We start from the raw sequence: 20,910 nt of genomic DNA, 5'->3' as shown, positions 1-20,910 counted from the left end.
CGCGTCAGCGATTTGCTTGTCGAACGAAAAGAAAAGGGGACGCAAGGTCCCCGTATCCCGGGTCCGGCTGCCGGCCAGACGGGCCGGGCCGCGCTCACAGCCCTAGCGAACGCCTCTCCGCCGCCGTCAGCTGGCTACGTGCCGCTTCTCCCATATTGGCGTCGCCCAGCACCTGGATCGCGCTTGCGGGCCGGTAGCCGAGCGGCTCGCCGGGCCTGCCGCCCTGCTTTTCCTCGGGCAGCGTCTCGTTGCCGAAGCCGAGCACCCGCACCGTGAAAATCGACGGCAGGTTGCTGCGCGCGGCGGCGCGGTCGCGCTGGATCGCCTCCCGGGCCGCGGTTGCTGCGGAACTGGCCGCCGCGCTGGCGCTCGTGAGCGCCGACACGTTCACCGCCGCCACCACCGGCAAGCCGGACGCCTTGCCCTGCACCTGGATGTTCTCGGCATTGACCACCCGCAGCGCGGCGAGGTTGACGTTGCCGGAGACGCGTATGCCCGCCTCGCCCGCGTCGATGACGCCCAGCGGCGCAATGAGGTCCACGTCGCCGGGCGGGACCTCGGGGATGGGATTGAGGGTGGCGATACCGGCACCCGAACTCGGCGCCTGCGGCGCCAGCGTCACGTTGCCGTAGCTGTCATAGCCGCGCTTGGGCGGGGTGAACAGGACGGTGGTCTTCGCGCCGCGGCCGGCGTTGATGTCGCCCTCTTCCGACCAGGCGAGGATGCTGCCGCCGAAGGTGGTCATGACGCGGGACAGGCCCAGCAGCAGCGACTGTTCGCTGAACAGCCGGATGTCGCCTTCGCCCTGCGTCATCACGCCGGCGCTGGCCGGCGGGACTTCGCCTTGAACGCCCACCACGATCTGTCCGCCCGGCGCCAGCATCTCGATGTCGCCGCCGAAGTTGGTGCGTACGCCCGATCCACCGAACATGATGATGTCACCCTCGCGGTCGATCTCGTTGCCTTTCGCGTCGATGTCGGGGAACAGCGTGGCGATGGCCTGCCGGCCGCGCAGGTAGGAACCGAAACGCGGACCGTCGGCGTCGTTGTACTCGCGTCCGCCTTCCCGCAGCTCGGCGAAATAGACGGCCCTCAGGAAAATGCCTTGCTGTTCGGCGGGCAGTTCCGCGAAATACGCGCGAGCCTGCGCGCCGTTTGCCGCCGCAAAGCCGTAGCGTTCCTTCAGCCACTCGACGAGTTCCCCTTCATAGGTCTTCGCGACCTTGCCGGATTGGTCGGCCAGCGGCATGCCGGCCAGGGCGAGATTGGCCGGATCCAGATAGGGCAGCAACGCCGCATAGTCCGGGTCCGCGGCGCCGGCTCCCGCCTGCAGCAGGATAGAGGCGCCGGGACGATCGTCGCCGGCCGCGGCCGGGCCGATCGAGACGATCGACCCATTGTCTCCCTGGTAGAGGTAGATGTTCCGGCCGGCGATGAGCGTGAGCGTGCCGGGGCCCGCCACCTGGAAGTTCGAATAGATGATGTCGCGACCGGCCTGGATGATCGACACGTCGTTGTCTCCGCGGTGCACGATCAGTCCGCCGCCTCCGGCTTCGTTGCGCCAATCCGTCGCGGGGTCGTCCAGCCCGCCGCCCGCGATGATGTCCCGGCTCGCGCGCATCCAGACGGGTCCGCCCCCGATGTAGTCCGTGATGGCGCCAGCCCAGCTTGCGACCATTTGCCCCGTGCGCACGTTGGTGATGTCGCCGTTCGCCGCATAGATGCGTATCGGACGGGACGCGGCATGAGCGGGATCGCCGGAGAGCGCGAGGTAGTTGCCGCCGCTGTCGTCCATGTATCGCATGCCGTAGAAGACCGAGTCGCGGGCAAGCAGGTCGAGCCCCGCGTCCGGCGCCGCCCGCAGGACCGCCCTCCCGAACACCAGTACGTCGCCTCCCGCGGCCACGGCGCTGAGCGCCGGGGGATAGGCGGGGTCGTAGTACAAGGCATAGCTTCCGCTGTCGAAGGCGTTCGAGGCGATAGGCGCGACCGAACCTCCCGCGGCAAACAAATCGATGGCGGTACGGTCCGTCCACAACGAGAAGCCGGTGTCCGAGATGGACGGCAAATTCCCGATCGCGGCGGCAGGATCCAGCGCGCCGGGGTCCGAGGCATGCAAGAGGACGAGATCGCCGCGGGTCTTGATGGTCGCGCGGCTGTCGCCCAGCGCCACCGTCAGGCCGCTGTCGGGCTTGTAGTTGTAGGGGCGGGCGGGATCGATCGGCCGTGGGTCCTCATAGCCGGTCGGAATGCCATAGCTCGTGTCGCTCACCAGCCCCAGGGCGGAAGCGCTGACCGACACGTCTCCCCGGACATTGACGAGCGTGCCTCCGCCCGGGGTGTTGGGCGTGTAGAGCGGCGCGGTATTCAGGCGCCCACCTATCTTCATGACGATATCGCCGCCGCCGGTCTGCCGCAGGACGCCGGCGGCATCGGTATAGCCGCCGCCGCCGACCGCGATCGTCAGGCCCGAACTCCGGAAGATCCACAGGCCGAGAACGGGATCGATCTCGGGGATCTGTGGCGCCGACACGCCGGCATCGCCGCCCACGGTCACGCGCACATTGCCGCCGCCGAGGGTGCCGATGCCGGAAAACCCCGCCAGCTCGTTCATTCCCCATGAGTCTGCCAGGTAGGCGCCGAAATTGATGCCCCAGGCGCCGTCCTGCCACCGCAGCCACTCGTTGATGCGACGCAGGTTGGTGTCGAGGTCCGATATGACGCTGTATCCGTCCATGTTGCCGCCGGCCTGCACGTGGACGTCGCCGCCGCCCTCGGTGAGCCATATGCCGGCATGGCCTCGCGTCTCAGGCAAGGCCGTGCCGGCGGTATAAACGCCGAAGCGCGAATCGTGCCGGTAATCGCGGCCGGCGATGAGATCGAGATAGCCGGTGCCCGTGCGCACGACGCTGATCGCCTCCAGCATCCAGTCTCCGGCGACGTGCCGGTCTTCGAGCACCAGGTCGCCGCCTGCGCCGAGCGCGTGCAGAGACTTGACCGCCCGCGTATCGCTGGCCGCGAGATCGGCGCCCGAGACCAGGCGCATGGCCCAGGAGAGCGCGCCAGGCTCTAGCATGGAAGAAACCGCCCACATCCGGCCCTCGCGACCGTCGTCCCAGTTGTAGTCATCGTTGGTGGGAGGCGGCGGGGCGAAGCCGTCGTTGATGCTGCCGTTGATCTCCAGGTTGCCGCCTGCGCGAATGACGAGCACCCCGGGCTCGCCCGAGCCGCGGACGGCGGCGTCGGCCCGAGGACCGTAGCGGTAGCCCGACAGGTCGAGGTCGCCGCTGGTCGCGAGATCGCCCTCGCTGGCGATCTCCACGCCGGGCCTCAGGTGCAGGGCCGAGCCATACGGAGCCAGGCCGCCCAGCCGCCCCCGTAGCGCGCCGTTCGCAAGCGCCGCGTCGATGAAAGCCGCGCTGTCGGCATGGATGGCATCCATATACGCCTGATCGACGAGGCCGTTCGCCGGCGTGTAGCTGCGAAAACCGTTCACGGCAATGCTGGCGGCCCCGCGGATGGCGACACGGCTTGCCGCATCGATGGCAACGTCATTGCCGTCCACGCGCGACGCGTTGAGTTCCAGCCGGCCTCGGGAAATGCCGTCGGCCGAGCGCATGTCGATGGCGGCATCCGGCGCCAGCGCGACGGCGCCTCGCTTGGCCGTCAATTCGATCGACGCGCGGTTCGAGGCCTCGATCGGCGCGCCATGGCTATCGGTCTGCAACACCGTGCCGTGCGCGTCGAGCACGGCGGTCGATGCGAGGACGAGATGGTCGCGCGCCGAAAGGCGGATGGTGCCGACCTTCTGCCCGCTTGCATCGATCCTGCCGTTCACGGTCAGGCTGCCGCCATCGGCCGAGATATCCACCACATGCGCCTTCACCTCGTCGCCAATGACGAGATCGCCATGCTTGGCGGTGAAGCTGCGTGCGCCGAAAAAACCGCCGGCGTTGAGCTTGGCATTGAGATCCGCAAGATCCGCGATCGTGCCGGCGGTGAGCGAAAAACTGCCTTCGGCATGGCCGCCGCTCGTTTCGCCGCGCAACGTCCCCTCCAGGGCCACGGTGCCGCCGCTTGCCGAGGCCTCTATCGCGCCTGCGTCGTTGCCGGAGGCCGATACATCGATGATCGAGCCCTCGCTCTGAACGATGCGGCCCGCACGGCTTTCCATTTCGAGGCTGCCGCCCCAGCTGTGCTTGGTCACCTCGTAGAAGGATATGGTGCGGCCAGCGAGATCGATCGCGGCGCGATCGCCGAGCGCGATGTCGCCATCCGCCTTCATGACCAGGCGGCCGCTGGGCAGGACGACTCTGGTATCGAGCGCGATGGCTGCCCCATGCAGCCGGATCTCGCCGCCGAGATCGCCGTGCGCGGAATTGACGGCGCCCTCGCCCGCTGCGCTGATCGTGATCGCGCCGCCGGCGTGGATGTCGATCATGGCGCCGCCATCGGCGGTGAAAAGCGGCGTGGAAATGTTGAGATCGCCACCGCGATAGGACATCGGGTCGGTGCCGGTATGGTAGAAGGCAACACCGCCGCGATTGTTGGCCGTGATCTTCTCGGCGGCGACGAGGTCCACGCTCGAGAAACCCAGGGCCAGCCGCTTCAGCTCCGCGTTGTCCTGGGAGCGGGCCAGGGGATCGTAGCCGAAGTGGATCTCGCGGGCGGAGAAGGTAAGCCGGCCCGATCCGGTGCCGGCCCCTCCGGGCTGCACGGCGGGCGGCTCCAGGCTCACATAGGGGCTATCGGCCCTGCCCGCGCCCACACCCACCCCGTTCCATACGAGCGTGTCGGCCGCCAGCGTGGCCGAGCTTCCCTCGCCCCAGCCGTAGATGGCCGGCGTGTTGAGCACGACCATGGTTTCGGCCGCGTCGCCCAGGTTGCGCGCGTCGAGCGTGACGTCGCCGTAGAAATTGATCGCGTTGCGCACCGAGAGCGAGAGTCTCTCTAGGGCGGCAAGGTTGGCCGTGGCCGGATTCAGCAGACGGTCCAGCGTGGTCTGGGTGAGATTCCAGCCGGTGCCCAGCACGCCGGCGGCCTGCGCCGCGGCGAGAGACGCCTCCGTGCCGACGTTGACCGCAGGCAGGCTCAACCCGAGATAGCGCGCGTTCAGCTGCGCCAACCCCAGCGACAGCTTGTCGCTGGCCACGAACCCGATCGTGCCCCGCGTGCGCAGCACGGCGCCGTCCTCGATGGTGAGCGAACTCGAGGCTCCCTGCTTGAGCGGCGTCGCCGGCAGCAGGTTGAGCCAGCCGTTCGCCACTACCAGCATGGAGCCGATGGTGTTCTCCTCCACCGACATGGAATTCGCGAACACATAGCCGAGCGTAGAATCGGGCACGTTGAATACGCTGCGCGTGGTGTCCAGGATGGCGCCGTCCTCGATCAGCACGTCCTGCCCCCCGATCACGATCTGGCCGGCTTCGAGCACGGAACCGGAACGCACGGCGACGACTTCGTTCCCGTAGCCCCTTTCCAGAGAGACGAAGCCTGCCATTCCGCGATATCCGGCGCCGACAAACAACGTCCCCGCGTTGAAACGGGACAGATCCTCCGCATCGAGCGCGGCCATGCCTGGCGTGGCCGGGGCACCCGACGACTTGATCTCCAGCGGCTGTAGGCTCTGGGCCAGCAGCGCGCCGGCATAGCTGCCTTCGGCTCCCCCGAACAACGCGGTGCCATGGAAATCGATGACGCCGCCGGCCTCCTCGAAGGAGAGCACGAGCTGCTTGCCATCGACGGGCAGGCGGGCTCGCGTCTTGCCGAACCGGGCGGCGCTGTCGAGGGCGAAAGCGCTGTAGCTGGTTTCGTTGTATTGCGAATGCGCGCGGACCGCCCGTCCGGGCGTCACCACGACCTGGTTCGGCAGACCTGAACGGATTGCCGTATTGGCGACCCCGAGATAGCCTCCCCCGATGTAGGAACCATTGCCGAGTGCGGCCGTGCCGATCTCGCCGGGCAAGCCGGCGCCGATCTCGATACGATAGGCGCCGGGCAGCCGGGCATAGGTCGATGGCAGCAACGTGTAGGTGCCGGCCGGGAGCCCGGGGATACCCGAGGAAAGCGTGATCTGCTGGCCGATTGCCGGCTCGCCCGCCCCCTTTTCCTGGACGACGGGCGCATAGCCCGACGCGAAGCCCGGCACAATGGCATAGACCTGGTTGTCCGCGCGGCTAAAGCCGAACGCCGGGTTGGCGTTCGCCAGCGGCGTCGCGAGGATGTCGACCGAGCCGCCGCGGCCGGCGATGAACCCTGCACCGGCAAGTTCGCCGCCGCCCGACAGATCGAGCAGGGAGCCGGCCTCTCCCTCGAACCTGTCCGAGACGATCTCGATCTTGCCCATCGCGTCGAGGCTCATCAGGTCGGGGAGATTCAGCTCCCTGCCGTCATAGTGGTACTTGAGTCCATCGACGGTGCCGCCATAGGGTATGACCAGCCCCGCCGCGCTGACCGAGGTGATACTGCCCTCCCGCAGGATCACCCGGCCGCCGCTCTGGAACTCGTAAAAGCCGACGTTGCTGCCGGCCGACCCGCCGAGGCGGATACTGCCGAGCGGGGCGAGCAGCACGCCGTCCTGCTCGATAATGCCGCCGATCAGCCCCAGCGCGCCGAAAGCGGATGACGGCGCGGCGGCGGCCTTGCCGTTGCCGCGGATGGCAAGGACGCTTTCCGGGCGAGGATCGACGCCGGAACTGCCGTCCGGCGTGGCGCCGGCCATGACGGTCGCGCTCGCGCCGGTGACGGGATAGACCTGCGTCGCCGTCAGCGTCACGTTTCCGGCGGAGACCAGCGAACCCGTCCGAAAGCGGATATCGCCACGGCTCCGGAAATGGATGTCCGCGAACCCGGGAGCTTCGATAGGGCGGGTGACTGTCTGGTCATGCGAGCCGGGGACATACGCTACGTCGTACACATCGGATGCGCCGAACCGGACCCAATCGCCGACGTCGATCAGATCGGCCTCCACCGTCAGTTGGCCGGCATTCCCGCTGGCGGGCCGCCAGCCGCCCGTCGCCGCGTTCCGGAGGATCGGATGGAGAATCCCGAAGGCGCTCGTCCCGCGGCGAACTCCGCCATCGAAGCGGACCACCGGCGCGGCAAGCACGACCCGGGCCTCTGGCGTCGTGTCCGCCACCGAAATGACGCCGCGCTGCAGGGCCAGGCTCTCGCCGAGGCTGAGCGAGACGTCCCCTTCGAAACGGACGATGTCGGCGCTCCAGAGCGACAGGTTGCCGAACCCGCCCCGCTCCACCTGCTCTGCGCTCAGGCGGCCCTGGGCATAGGCAAGCGCCTCGTGGTGCTGGCCAGCCTCCAGGCCGGCGGGCAGGCCCGAAGGCTGGCGCGTCTGCGTAACGGTGAGGACGCGCGGCTGCTTGATGGCATCCATGTCGGAGGCGGTGTGGGCGCCCGACTCGAGAATCAGCGTCAGGCTGCCGCCGGCGGCGCCGGCCCCGCCCGATGCGCGCATCTCGCCGTCCAGCACGAGCCCCCCGCTGGAAGCAAGAACGATCGCGCCGCCGTTGCCGGACAGGATACGGGCCTCGGCGCCCGCCTGCGGGTTGCCGCCTGGGCCGGAGCTTATCGTCGCGCTGCCCGCGGATGCATCGAGCACGGCTCCCGGCCGGATGACGACCAGTGCCGCGGTGATCGAGTCCAGCAAGCCGTCCGCGTTCAACACGAGGTCGTCGGCGCCGATCCGGATGGTGCCCCCGCTCGGGACATGGGCGAAGGGCCGGCCGCGCTGATCGAATCCCGCCACCGCTCGCCCGGCGGCATCGAGCACGGCATGTTCGCCGATCCAGATCGAGCGTCCCGGCACGAAGCCCGGATTCGCTCCTAAGCTGGCGCCACTATTGATGGCGATCGTGCCGCCCCAGGCATTGAGCCGGCCGTCGATCGTGACTTGCCCTCCGGCCGATATCGCGATGGACTGGCCGGGATCGACCTCCACGAGCGCTCCCCTGCCGATGGACACGTCGCCCACGCCCGTGAACGACAGGCTGGCCCCCTTTTTCTGGGTAAAGTCGCGGGCGTCGGCATTTTCCTGGTAGAGCGGCGGCGTCCAGACTTGCAGCGCGACGTCATGGGCGCCGGTCGGCGCCGTGGCGGCCGCGTCGCTCAATCGAAACACGGGCATCCCGATATCGAGCACGGTGCCCTCGGCGACGGTCACGGCGTCGCCGCGAATGCTGCCCTTGAGCTCGTAATGCGAGAAGCCTTTGCTAAAGAAGCCAGGCGCGAGAAGAATCTGCCCTTCCTCGGGCGCATCGGCATCGTCGGCGATGAGTACAGGCATGCCGCCCACGCTGAGCTTGCCGCCCCCTTCGACGCCGTAGCCGCGTACTTCGCCGTCCAGCACCAGGCTGCCGGGAAGCGCGCTGCTCAGCCCCTTGTAGACGTTCGCTTCGACGGCGACGTCTCCGCCTTTGCCGCCCCGGCTCTTGCCGCCGGCCAGGACGGCCGCGCCGGACGAGACATCGATGAGCGATCCCGCGGCAAGCGCGACGCCGCCGGTCGAGCGCAGCGCAACATCGCCGCCGTCGATGAAGGCCAGCGCGCCGGCGTCTTCGGCATTTTCCCGTTGGTTGCCCCACATGCCGCGCAAATCGAGCACCACTCCCTGGCCTACTGTGACGATGGAGGCGCCGTCTTTCAACAAGACCGTGTCGAGCGTCCCGGCATCGGGAGTGAAGATGTTGCCCGCCTTGATGCTGCCGCTTCTTGCCACGATGTTCGCGTCGATGCCGATGGCGGGCGCGATGAGGTTCAGGGAGCCGCCGTCCGCCAGGACCAGGCCGGCGTCGATGACAATCGAATCTTTGGTGGCAAGATCGATTCCGCCGAGTTCCTGGCGGCTGAGACGGCCGGCGTCGAGCCAGATCGTCCCGGCGCGGTCCGAAGGCAGCGCAGAAAACGCATCGATCCCGGCGGTGATATCCGCCATGCCCCCGATCCGGATGTCGCTCATGTGCGCGTCCATGCGCCCGCGCGCGCCATAGGCGCCGACGAGAAGCTGCCCCGCCTTGGCGACCTGCTTCTGGCTCAGCTTGTAGCCGTCATCGAGCGCACCGTGCGGGCGCGACTGCCGCGCGCCGTTGAAGACATCCGCCACGATGCCGCCTTCGAGCACCGCCGTAGGCGCGCTCACGATCAGGCGGCCCGCGTCCCGGCCTACCGTGTAGCCGTTCTCCAGCCGCCGCTGCGGCGCAATGATCGGGCTGAAGTAGTCGTCGGTCACGCCCCAGCGATCGTGGTCGAGGTGATAGCCGGTGTACAACCCCTCGTAGGTCAGGTACGCCGGCGCGTCCTTGAGGCTGTACACCTTGCCGTCGGCGCCGCGCAGCCAGGTCTGGTAGACATACCCCGTCTGTACGTCCAGCGTGCCGCCCGCGAGGTTCACGATGGATCCTGCCTGGGTGATCACCTCGCTGCCGCCCAGCGTGACCGTCCCGCCCTGGGCCGCCCACTCGCCTATGCGGTGGCCCTGGTTGCCCAGATAGCCGCCGATCTCCAGCAAGCCGCCCGCCGCATACCAGCGGTCCGACTCATACCCGCCCGTACCGGCCGGCATGAGGATCAGGTCCCGGCGATCGATCCATATGTTCTTGTTCAACAGCTTGCCGCCGTCCCGGTTCTGCGGCGAATCGCGCAGCTCGTTGCCCTGGACGTTGACCTGGACGTTATTGCTTTCCATCGACACCTGCACGCCTATGGCGCCGGAGACGTCGAGCCGGGCCCGATCCGCGACGAACGTGCGCTGCCTCGCATCGACGACGATCTGTCCGCCGGTGGCAAGCGTCAGGCTCTCGCCGTCGAAAGCGACAGTCCCGCCCGAGACGATCTCGATGCGCGACTGGTCGCGCCGGTCGGACATCTTCGAGTAGTTGTCGAAGGCGGGGCTGCCGCCGGTCAGGCGCAAGGCGTCCTGTTCCGCGGATTCCTTGATCAATGCATCGCGCTGGCTGTCCAGCGCCGTCGTCTTGCCGTCGTCTTCGATCACGATGGCGGTCACGGCGCCCTTGCCCAGCGTGACGTTCCCGCCGGTGTCGCTTGCGGCATTCAGCAAGTGGACCGTGCCACGCGTATTGACGGTGGTCGTAGCCACTACCACGCCATCCTGCCGCACGTCGTGTCCGGCCAGGGTCACGTCGCCCTCGCGCGCGAGGATCAGGCCGGTGTTGGAGGCGGCGCCCGGCGAGCCGGTATCCGGATTGCCCACCACGGCGATCTCGCTGCCCCGCGTGGTGGAGTAGGTCGTGCCGCCGGCGGCGCTGTCCCCGGCCACCAGTCCCTTGCGGATGATGAAGCTGTCGCCGGCGGCCAGGGCCGCCTGGCCCTGCCGCGTCACGATCTCGCCCGCATTGCGCACTTCCGACCCCAGCAGCAGTACGTAACCGCCTCCCTGGGTGACCGAAGCCGGTTCGCCGGTCCGGATCAGTGCGCCGGGCTCGAGCTTGACGGCGCCCGCGGCGTCGGTGAATGTGGGTGCGTCGTTCGCGCCGTACAGCCCGCCTTGGAACTGGGAGTCGGTCATGGCGGCGGCGGCCGCCACCAGATTGCGCACGCTCACCTGCGAAGAACCTTCGAACAGAATGCCGTTGCGGTTGAGGATGAATACCGTGCCGTCGGCCTTGATCTGCCCCTGAATCCGGCTGGGCCGGGCCAGCGGATCGTTGACGCGGTTCAGCGCCGCCCAGTTCTTGTCCTGCTGGAAATCCACCGTCGTGTGGCGGCCGACGTTGAAGGTCTCCCAATTCAGGATCGCCTTGTCGGCCGTCTGCTCGATAGTGACCGTGGTCTGGCCGTCCCGGGACGTCTGGGTCGGCGCCTTGGCGTTGAGCCACCCGGCCGTCAGCGAGTCGGTATCGACTTTCAACCCGCCTTCGGTCAGGCCGTCGGCGACCCCCGGCCGATTGCGCGCCGCGTCGCGCGCCTGCTGTTGCAAGCGTTGTTGCGAGGCGATGGCCTGAGCCGCGACGCCGAGGTTGTCGATCGAACGCTGGAGCTTTTCGCGTGCGGCCTGCGATTGCTGGTGCGGGTTGTTGAGCGTATGCGTGGGCAAGCCGTTCGGCAGGCGGCCGGTCATGGCCGCGGTGTTCCGCGTCGCGTTCTTGGCCGCGAACCACGCCGGACTGAACGCCTGCTGCGCCTGTACCGCCGGCGCTCCCGCCGAAAGCAGCGCCGCTGCCATGGCAGCGGCGATCGGGCGCAAGCGCGGCGGCACGGCGAGTGCATTTCCCGGCAAGGAATCGCAATGCTGCTTGGAACGAGGAGTGGGCGCGCGAGACGTCATGTCGGGATTCCTGTACTCATGGGATGGCCGCGCTCGATCCAGTCGGAAGGATCAAGGAACGGGCGATGAGAACAAGACGAATCAGCATGCCCGACCCGCACGCTTTTTTGTAACGCCGCCGCGTCACCCCAGGAGCACGACGCCCGCGGGCAGCCGCGTCACCTTGGCGTCATAGATCTGCTGCACCTGGCGTATCGCCTCGTCCAGGTGCCCGATCTGGAACTGTCCGCTGATTCTCCTGGCGGCCAGCGACTCGTCCATTACCAGGACTCGTCCCGGCCGATAGCGGTCCACTTCTTCCATTGCCTCGCGCAAGGGCGTTGCGCGGAAGACGACGCGTCCGTGCTGCCACGCGCTGGCTATCTCCAGGTCCACCTGCGTGGCCGCCTCGATCGCGCGTTCGCCATACCAGACGCGGTCATGCTGCGCCAGTTCGGTCGCTCCGCTTGGATGTTCCAGCGTGGCGCTTCCGGCGGTGCAGGTTACGCAGTACCGCGACCCCACCCGCCGCGCCGCAACGCCGCCGTGCCCGGGCACGATCCGCCCCGCACCGGCGACGAGCTCCACGGCTCGCGCGCCCGGGCGCCGCAGCAGGGCGACCTCGCCGTCGATCAGGCGGATCCGGTCCATGGAGCCTCGGGCGGCCCCCCGCTCGATATCGATACTGGTCTGCGTGTTGAGCAGAACGTCCACTTCGCCGCTCAGCGCCAGGCGGGCCTGTTCGCCCGTGCCCGTGCGGCGGTCCGCCGCCAGGTCCCGCAGGGAAGGCCACAGATGCATGGGAGGGTGTACCGCGGCGACCACGACCGCCGCCGCACCGGCGGTGGCCGCGCCACGCAGGATCCGCCGGCGCCGCAGGTTGACCTGTTTTTCCCGCAGCAGAAACGCGTCCATCCGGGCTCGCTCGCCGGGATGCTTCCGGTCGTACAGTACCTGGCCCTCGGCCATGTCGCGCCACTCCTGGTTGGCGCGGGCCAGCGCCTGCCGGTGGGCGGGACTGCGCGCGCACCACTGCTCGAATTGCCGCGCGTCGCGGCCGGTCGCGTTCTTGCTGCGCAGCCGGTGCAGCCATGCCCACGCCTCGTGGTCGAGGGTGGAGGTGGCGTGATCGGCGGCGTTGTCCTTGGAGCCCAACATATGGTCAGTCATCGTTGCCTGGATGCCCGGTCGTATCCGCTCCCCGCGCGCCCCGGCGGGCACGGGAGATCGGCGGCACGGCTCTTCATCAGACGGACGAGCGCCATGCCAACCGCATGCTTGTTTCAATTTGACGGCGGCGACGTCCCTCGCTGCAGCCGCGTCGTCAGATACTCGTTGGCCCGGCGGATTTCCAGCTCCACCTTGCGCAGCGATATGCCATAGCGCTTGGCCAGTTCCTTCTGCGGCACCTCGTCGAAGCGCGAGGCCATGAAAAGCTGGCGCCTCAGCGGCGGCAGGCGTTCCAACGCCTGCACGAAGGCGTCCAGATCCAACCGTCCCGCAACGGCGTCGGCCGGATCGGCCGTATCCGCGGCCTGCTGCTCGATCAGGAACTCCACGTCTTCGCCCGAAAGCATCCGCCGGTCGGAACGGATGCGGTCGATCGCCAGATTGAGCGCGGTACGCAGCACGAAGCCCGAGGGGTCTCGGACCTTGTTCTCCGGGGTATGGCTCTGCAGGCGCAGATAGGTGTCCTGCATGACGTCCTCGGCCAACTCCAGCGAACCCACCCGATAGCTGACGCGGCGCTTGATCAGCTCGTAGTGCTCCAGCAGGAAACCGATCAGGTCGGCGGGCTTGGTCATGCTGCGGCCACCGCGCAATCGCCGCCTTGCTCCGGAGGACGAGGCAGCACGAGCAGCGTCAGCGGCTGCGTGATGCCGGCAGGCGCATGCGGCGGCATTTGCAGGCCTTGCAGCCGTGCCTCGATCCGCCGGTCCCTCGCGGCGTCTCCGGTCGTGTGCAGCAGCACGCGCTGGACGGCGCCGTCCATGCCGATCCAGACTCGGGCTGCCAGCCGGTAGCCGCCCGGGGCGGTCGACGGATCGCCGCACAGGACGCTGCCCACCGCGGCCTGCAATGCCGCGTAGTAGGCGGATACGGCTGTCGTGGCCTGGGAACCGCCGGCCGGCGCGGCGGCGGTCTCTCGCGCCCCGGCGGCGCGGTGGGCGTCGAGCAGCATGAACGCATTCGGCGCCGTCTGCCTGGCGATGATGCCGGTACCGGCCAGCAACGTGCGCAAGGCCGCATCGGGGGTGAACTCGCCCTTCAACGGCCCGGCCTGCTTGCCGGCCGTGATCGCGTCGTCGTACAGCAGCGACTGGCCCGTCGTACGGAAATACTGCTCCAGCGCCTGCCGCAAGGGTTGGCGCCCGATGTCGAAGGAGACGGGCCGGTCCGCAACATCCAGGCCGGGGCGATGTTCATCCGCCATCGCGCCACCGCAAAGCAGCAGCGACAGCGCCCACCCTGCCAGCCGGCGCTGGCCGCGAGACCCGGCGCGGCGCCGGACGGGAAGGGAAAGGGTCGCCATGCATCAGTAACCGCGGCTTCGAGAGGACCGCTGTGGAGTCGGAACGAGCCCCCCGATCCTGACGACCATTTGTTGCGCACCCGTGACAAGGCGGGCCCAGCGCGGCAATCCATTCCGGCGTCGCCCCTGCCACCGCCCGACAGGACGGCGGCATCGCTTGCGGCCTTCCTGCGGACGCAGTTGCAGCCTTGCCCGCGAAAGGCGGAGGGCGGCACGCCGAACTGGCGCTTGAACGCCGCTGTGCTGGGCCTGCCGCTGCGGATCGACGGCTATGAAGAGCGCAGCATGGGGGAGGGAGCCGACGCCCGAGCCTTCGCCATCGTGGAGGCCGCCTTGCCCGGCGTTCCCGGCACCCGCTTCGGCGCGGGATGCCATCCCAATACCGTGGCGGCCTCGGTGCTGGCGGTGCTGAACGCCGCGGCCGGATTCGACGCCGCGGAAGCGGCGGCCATGTAGATATCTCCCGGACCGATCGCAAATATTGCATCGGCGAGCCCGGCGCGCCGCCCCGCCCGGGCGCTGCCGGATCGGGACAAACGCCGGGCATGCGCCGCGCTTCGGCGGTTTTCCGCTCCGCGGGGGACACATCGGCATGGCGATTGCTTGCTCGTCCGCTCAAGTGATGAGAATCCGCCGCGGCCGTCCCCGGGGTCGCGGCTCACCCACGCGGATGGAGGGGTTTCATGAGCGACGGCAGGCCGGGCACGGACACGCCGGATTACGCCCCCAGATCGGGGGTCCGGGACCACGACAGCGGGCGCCGCCAGGTGCTGGCGGTCTCCCTGGCCGCCTTGCTCGGCGGCCCGTGGCTGTCGCGCTTGGCATCCGGCGCAGCCCAGCCTTCCTCTCCTGCCGCGGCGGCCCCTGAGCAAGAGGCCTTTCTGGCTTTTTCCCGGGCCATTACGGGCCACGCAGAACTCAACGCCACCACCGCCCGCCGCATCTACGATGCGATGCGCAAGGCTTCCGGCGATTTCACGGCCCAGGCGGCCAGGCTCGGCGAACTGGCCAAGGACGCTGCCACGCCCCAGGCGCTGCTTGCCGATGCCTCCACAGCGGGTTTGCGGGAGACGGCGCTGGCGGTGGTCGCGGCTTGGTACACCGGTTCGGTGGGCTCGGACAGCAACGCTACCGTGGTGGCCTACCGCGAGGCGCTGATGTATCGCACGGTAGAGGATGGCCAGACAGTTCCCACCTATTGCAACTACGGCCCCGCCTGGTGGGTAGCCGATCCGCCGCCTGTACGCGTGTCGCCGCCGGTGGAAAAACCCAGCCCCGAACCACCCACTACCGGCTTTCCGGTACCCACCACGCGCCCGCCGGCGCCGCCGGCTTCCACGCCACAAGGCACCCCGTCTCCGGAGCGCCGATGAAAAGTCCCGCCTTCGATTCCCGCGGCGACGCGACCGCCGACGTCATCGTCGTCGGCTCCGGCGTGGTCGGCGCCATGATCGCCGACCAGCTGGCTGGCAAGGGCCACTCCGTGCTGGTCCTGGAAGCCGGACCGCGCATCGATCGCGGGCAGGTGGTGGAGAACTGGCGGAACATGCCGTTCTTCAACCGCGTAGGCTCGGACTTCCAGGGATTGTTTCCACAATCGCCCCTGGCGCCTGCGCCGCTGTATTTCCCCAAGAACGACTACGTGCTCACCACCGGTCCCAGCGGCGGGAGCTTCCAGCAAGGCTATCTGCGTGTCGTAGGCGGCACCACCTGGCATTGGGCCGCCTCGTGCTGGCGCCATCTGCCCGTCGACATGCGCATGAAAAGCACATACGGCGTGGGACGCGACTGGCCGATTTCCTACGATGAGCTGGAACCCTTTTACTGCGACGCCGAAGACCGCATGGGCGTGGCCGGCCCCAACGATCCGGCGCTGCAATCGCCGTCCGAGCGCAGCCGCCCCTACCCGATGGACATGATTCCCTGGGGCTACGGCGACCGCCGCTTTGCGGAGGTAGTCAATCCCCATGGCTACCGTTCGGTTCCCATTCCCCAGGCCCGCAACACCCGGCCCTGGAACGGCCGGCCGGAATGCTGCGGCAATAACAACTGCCAGCCCATCTGCCCGATCTCGGCCATGTACAACGGCATCCATCACGTCACCAGCGCCGAGGCCAAGGGTGCCAAGGTGCTGGCCGAAGCAGTGGTCTACAAGATAGATACCGACGAGAACAACCGGGTCACCGCCGTGCACTGGTACGACGCCGGCCGGCGGACGCGCAAGGCGACCGGCAAGGTGTTCGTACTGGCCTGCAATGGCATCGAAACCCCGCGTCTCTTGCTGATCGCCGCCAACGCACGCAATCCACGCGGCATCGCCAATTCGTCGGACCAAGTAGGCCGCAACATGATGGACCATTCGGGTTTCCACTGCACGTTCCTGGCCAAGGAGCCCATCTGGACCGGCCGCGGCCCGGCGCAGAGCAGTTGCCTCGTCGGGCCGCGCGACGGCGCCTTCCGTTCCGAGTATTCGGCCAACAAGATCATCCTGAACAACATCACCCGGGTCGGGCCGGCCACCACCCAGGCGCTCAAGCTGGGCCTGGTCGGCAAGGAGCTGGACGACGAGATCCGCCGCCGCACGGCATTCGGCGTGGACCTGTCGATCAGCCTGGAGCCGCTGCCGGATCCGAACAATCGGCTGACGCTGAGCGCCACGCGGCGCGATCCGCTGGGGCTGCCCTGTCCGGACATCCACTACGACGTCGGGGAATACGTGCGCAAGGGCGCAGAGGCCTCGCGCCGCCAGCTCGAGCACATAGGGAGCCTGTTCGGCGCGGTGGAGTTCCACATCACCCCGGACCTGAACGCCAACAACCACATCATGGGCGGCACCATCATGGGCGCGAGCCCGAAGGACTCGGTGGTGGACGGCGACTGCCGGGCGCACGACCATGCCAATCTGTGGCTGCCCGGAGGCGGGGCCATGCCCTCGGGCAGCGTCGTCAACAGCACGCTGACGATGGTGGCGCTCGGGCTGAAAGCCGCCGCCTCGATCGAACGCGAACTGCAGCGAGCCTAGGGATGATGCCGAGCCCGCCCCTTCCCGTCTCCGCGACCGCCTTCGCGAAGAGTGCCGTCGCGCTGCTGCTCGGCATCCTGGCCTGGGCCGCCCCCGGCGCCGCGGCATCGCAGACGGCGCCCGGGCCGGGCACGGATGCCGCCCTGATCGAACGAGGCCGCTACCTGGCCATCGCCGCCGACTGCACCGCGTGCCATACTGTCAAGGGCGGCAAGCCCTTCGCCGGCGGCTACAGCGTCGAGTCGCCCCTTGGCACCATCTACGCCACCAACATCACTCCATCGAAGACCGCGGGCATCGGCAACTACACGGAACGACAGTTCGCGCGGGCGCTGCGCGAAGGCATACGGGCCGACGGCGCCCACCTGTATCCGGCCATGCCGTACACCGCTTACACCCTGATGACGGACGAGGACGTGCATGCGCTCTACGTCTACTTCATGCACGGCGTCGAGCCGGTGGACGCAGAGGTCGCAAAGACCGAGCTGCCCTTTCCGTTCAACGTGCGCGCCTCGATGGCCGCCTGGAACCTGCTGTTCCTCGACAACGAGCGCTTCCGGCCCGACCCCGCCGCAAGCGAGCAAGTCAACCGCGGCGCTTATCTGGCCAACGCACTGGCCCACTGCGGCACCTGCCATACGCCGCGCAATGCGCTCATGGCAGAACGTGCCGACCGCTTCCTGTCGGGAGCGCAGCTCGGCGCCTGGTATGCCCCCAACATCACGCCCGATGCCTCGGGCATAGGCCGCTGGAGCGACGCCGACCTGGTACGGTACCTGCGCACCGGCCACGCCCAGGGCAAGGGCCAGGCCGCGGGGCCAATGGCCGAAGCGGTCGAGAACAGCTTCCAACACCTGCGTCCCGAGGACCTGCAGGCCATGGTGGCCTATCTGCACACCGTTCCGCCCGTGGCCGACGCCGGCGGACAGGCGGCAGGGCCCGCCTTCTCTCGGGGCCGGCCCGCCAGCAGCGAGGCGGAACTGCGCGGCAGCTTCGGCCCCAACGAGCGTGACAGCCTGAAAACCGGCGCCGCGCTCTATAGCGCCCACTGCGCCAGTTGCCACCAGCCGGACGGATCCGGTAGCGCCAATCAACGCTATCCCTCCCTTTTCCACAACACGGCAACCGGCTCGCCGAACCCGTCCAACCTGGTGGCCGTCATCCTTTACGGCGTCGAACGCGAGGCGAGCGGACAGTACGCGCTGATGCCGCGCTTCGACGGCAAGTCCTATGTGAGCGCGCTGTCCGACGAGCAGATCGCCGCCATCTCCAACTATGTCCTGGCGCAGTACGGCAACGGCGATGTCAAGGTGTCGAGCCGCGACGTGTCCACCGCCCGGCACGGCGGCCCGCGCCCGTTGCTCGCCAAGGTCCAGCCTTTCATCGTCTGGGGCATGATCGCGGCCTTGCTCGTGATCGCAGCCCTGGCCGCCGTCGTGCTGTCGCGCCGCCGCCGGCGCCCAGCCGCCTAGCCAGCCCGAGTCCGCCCCGCCATGGATGCCCTGCTGCTTGCCCGAATCCAGTTCGGATTCACCATTTCCTTCCACATCCTCTTCCCGGCGCTCACGATAGGACTGGCCAGCTATCTGGCCGTGCTCGAGGCGCTGTGGCTGCGCAGCCGCCGGCAGGTCTACATCGATCTCTACCACTTCTGGCTCAAGGTCTTCGCCGTCGCCTTCGCGATGGGCGTCGTATCCGGCATCGTGATGGCCTACCAGTTCGGCACCAACTGGAGCAATTTCTCGCGCTTCGCGGGCAGTATCACGGGGCCGCTGCTCACCTACGAGGTCCTCACCGCGTTCTTCCTCGAGGCGGGCTTCCTCGGCGTCATGCTGTTCGGCCTCAAGCGGGTAGGTCCGGGCCTGCATTTCGTCTCGACGCTGGCGGTAGCCATAGGCACGCTGATTTCCGCCACCTGGATCCTGGCCTCCAACAGCTGGATGCACACGCCCCAGGGCCACGAGATCATCGACGGCCGCGTCGTGCCGGTCGACTGGCTCGCGGTCATCTTCAATCCCTCCTTCCCCTACCGGCTTTCCCACATGGTGACCGCGGCCTATCTGGCTACCGCGCTGATGGTGGGAGGCACGGCGGCCTGGCACCTGCTGCGGGGCCGCGACAGCCCCCCGGTGCGAACCATGCTGTCCATGGCCATGTGGATGCTGCTGGCGGCGGCCCCCATCCAGGCCATACTCGGCGACCAGCACGGGCTCAATACCCTCGAGCATCAGCCCGCCAAGCTGGCAGCGATCGAAGGCCATTGGGAGCGCACGCCGCCCGGCGAAGGCGTGCCGCTGACGCTGTTCGGCTGGCCCGATATGGAAGCGGAAACGACCCGCTTTTCGGTCGACGTGCCGCGGCTGGGCAGCCTCATCCTCACGCACAGCTGGGACGGCCAGATCCCGGCACTGAAGGACTTCCCGCCCGAAGACCGGCCGAACTCCACCATCGTGTTCTGGACCTTCCGCATCATGGTGGGCCTGGGACTGCTGATGATCGCGCTGGCCGTGTGGGGACTCTGGCTGCGGCGATCGTCGCGGCTATATACGTCGCGGCCTTTCCTGCGCTTCGCGCTGGCCATGTCGCCCGCCGGGCTGGTCGCCATCCTGGCGGGCTGGTACACCACCGAGATCGGCCGCCAGCCATGGACCGTCTATGGCCTCCTGCGCACGGCCGACGCCGTTACGCCGCAGCACACCACCGGCCAGTTGGCCTTCACCCTGCTGCTGTTCGTCGTGGTCTACCTGGCGGTCTTCGGGGCCGGCACCGCCTATGGGCTCAGGCTGATCGCCAAGGGCCCGGCGCCCGACGAGCACAGACAGCAGGTCGCGGGCGGCCCCGGGGAACAGCGGCAGCCGATGCGCCCCCTTTCCGCGGCGCACGACGACAACGGAGACGGCGACGCCACGCCTGAGGAGCCTCGCCATGGGCATTGACCTGCCACTGATATGGGCCGTGATCATCCTGTTCGGGATCATGATGTACGTCATCATGGACGGCTTCGACCTGGGCATCGGCATCCTGTTCCCGTTCTTCGGGAGCAAGGACGAGCGCGATGTCATGATGAACACGGTCGCGCCGGTCTGGGACGGCAACGAAACCTGGCTGGTGCTGGGCGGCGCGGGGCTGCTGGCCGCTTTCCCGCTGGCCTACTCGGTCATTCTCAGCGCCCTTGCCCTGCCGCTGATCCTAATGCTGGTGGGCCTGATCTTCCGCGGCGTCGCCTTCGAGTTCCGCTTCAAGGCGCGCGAGCACGAACGCCGGCTGTGGGACCGCGCCTTCGCCGGCGGTTCGCTGCTGGCCACCTTTTGCCAGGGCGCCACGCTCGGGGCGTACCTGAACGGATTGCCGGTACAGGACGGCCAGTATGCGGGCGGCGCTTTCGACTGGATCGCGCCCTTCCCCCTGTTTACGGGCCTCGGCTTGATATGCGCCTATGCCTTGCTGGGCTCGACCTGGCTGGTCATGAAGACCGAGGGCGACCTGCAGGCCCGCATGCGGCGCATCGCCGCGCGGCTGGCCTGGATCACCCTGGCGGTGATCGGCATCATCAGCGTCTGGACGCCGCTCACCCATCCGCCCATTGCCGAGCGCTGGTTCAGCTTTCCCAACATCGTCTGGTTCGCGCCGGTGCCGATATTGGTCCTGCTGGTCACCTGGCGGCTGCTGCACGCCCTGCGCGGTGAAGGCCACGCCTCGCCCTTCCTGCTGACGCTGGCCCTGGTCTTCCTCGGCTACAGCGGCCTGGGGATCAGCCTGTGGCCCAACGTGATCCCGCCCGCCATCTCGATATGGGAGGCCGCCGCCCCGCCGCAAAGCATGGGCTTCACGCTGGTGGGCACCCTGCTCATCATTCCGCTGGTCCTGATGTATACGGCCTGGGGCTATTGGGTGTTCCGCGGCAAGGTGCGCCACGGCGAGGGCTATCACTGATGGCGGGCGCGCGCCGCGCGTGGGCGCGCCGGCTGGCGTGGCTGGTAGCGCTGTGGGCGGCAGGCGTGGCGGCGGTCTTCGTCGTCGCTGCCCTGCTGAAGCTGCTGATGCGCGGCGTCGGGCTGGCGTGAACCTGCGGCGACCGTT

Annotated in this window: 10 protein-coding genes and 1 pseudogene; 7 read left to right on the top strand and 4 right to left on the bottom strand. The window is 68.4% G+C overall.

Annotated elements, in window-relative coordinates; all coding sequences use genetic code 11:
- Window positions 1-94: 94 nt before the first annotated feature.
- From CDO44_RS20185 to CDO44_RS20170, 4 genes are all read right to left on the bottom strand, one after another.
- Window positions 95-11,296, bottom strand: a complete 11,202-nt coding sequence (locus CDO44_RS20185; protein ID WP_087782085.1) for a filamentous haemagglutinin family protein — start codon at window positions 11,294-11,296, stop codon at window positions 95-97.
- Between the two features lie 123 nt (window positions 11,297-11,419).
- Window positions 11,420-12,445: a DUF4880 domain-containing protein gene (locus CDO44_RS20180; protein WP_087782084.1), complete on the bottom strand. Its 1,026-nt coding sequence runs from the start codon at window positions 12,443-12,445 to the stop codon at window positions 11,420-11,422.
- Window positions 12,446-12,558: 113 nt separating this feature from the next.
- Window positions 12,559-13,080 (bottom strand): RNA polymerase sigma factor, encoded by a 522-nt coding sequence (locus tag CDO44_RS20175; RefSeq protein ID WP_087782083.1) that lies wholly within the window; start codon window positions 13,078-13,080, stop codon window positions 12,559-12,561.
- Window positions 13,077-13,808: an STN domain-containing protein gene (locus tag CDO44_RS20170; RefSeq protein WP_144389559.1), complete on the bottom strand. Its 732-nt coding sequence runs from the start codon at window positions 13,806-13,808 to the stop codon at window positions 13,077-13,079. The genes CDO44_RS20175 and CDO44_RS20170 overlap by 4 nt, the downstream gene beginning before the upstream one ends.
- 237 nt (window positions 13,809-14,045) lie before the next feature.
- On the opposite strand from CDO44_RS20170, the pseudogene CDO44_RS20165 reads away from it, so the two are divergent.
- From CDO44_RS20165 to CDO44_RS20135, 7 genes and pseudogenes are all read left to right on the top strand, one after another.
- Window positions 14,046-14,264: pseudogene (locus CDO44_RS20165) on the top strand (alpha-isopropylmalate synthase regulatory domain-containing protein); the annotation flags it as partial.
- A 227-nt stretch (window positions 14,265-14,491) separates the two neighbouring features.
- Window positions 14,492-15,181 (top strand): sugar dehydrogenase complex small subunit, encoded by a 690-nt coding sequence (locus CDO44_RS20160; protein ID WP_087782081.1) that lies wholly within the window; start codon window positions 14,492-14,494, stop codon window positions 15,179-15,181.
- Complete coding sequence (locus tag CDO44_RS20155; RefSeq protein WP_087782080.1) at window positions 15,178-16,830, top strand: GMC family oxidoreductase; 1,653 nt, start codon at window positions 15,178-15,180, stop codon at window positions 16,828-16,830. Before CDO44_RS20160 ends, CDO44_RS20155 begins: the two co-directional genes overlap by 4 nt.
- A gap of 2 nt (window positions 16,831-16,832) precedes the next feature.
- Complete coding sequence (locus CDO44_RS20150) at window positions 16,833-18,302, top strand: cytochrome c (protein ID WP_198951408.1); 1,470 nt, start codon at window positions 16,833-16,835, stop codon at window positions 18,300-18,302.
- Window positions 18,303-18,323: 21 nt separating this feature from the next.
- Window positions 18,324-19,766, top strand: a complete 1,443-nt coding sequence (locus CDO44_RS20145; RefSeq protein ID WP_087782079.1) for a cytochrome ubiquinol oxidase subunit I — start codon at window positions 18,324-18,326, stop codon at window positions 19,764-19,766.
- Window positions 19,756-20,763: a cytochrome d ubiquinol oxidase subunit II gene (gene cydB / locus CDO44_RS20140; protein WP_087782078.1), complete on the top strand. Its 1,008-nt coding sequence runs from the start codon at window positions 19,756-19,758 to the stop codon at window positions 20,761-20,763. The genes CDO44_RS20145 and cydB overlap by 11 nt, the downstream gene beginning before the upstream one ends.
- Window positions 20,763-20,894 (top strand): DUF2474 family protein, encoded by a 132-nt coding sequence (locus CDO44_RS20135; RefSeq protein ID WP_087782077.1) that lies wholly within the window; start codon window positions 20,763-20,765, stop codon window positions 20,892-20,894. Before cydB ends, CDO44_RS20135 begins: the two co-directional genes overlap by 1 nt.
- Window positions 20,895-20,910 lie beyond the last annotated feature (16 nt).

The organism is Pigmentiphaga sp. NML080357 (assembly GCF_002188465.1).
Lineage (GTDB): Bacteria > Pseudomonadota > Gammaproteobacteria > Burkholderiales > Burkholderiaceae_B > Pigmentiphaga.
This window is presented reverse-complemented; position numbering and strand designations above follow the sequence as displayed.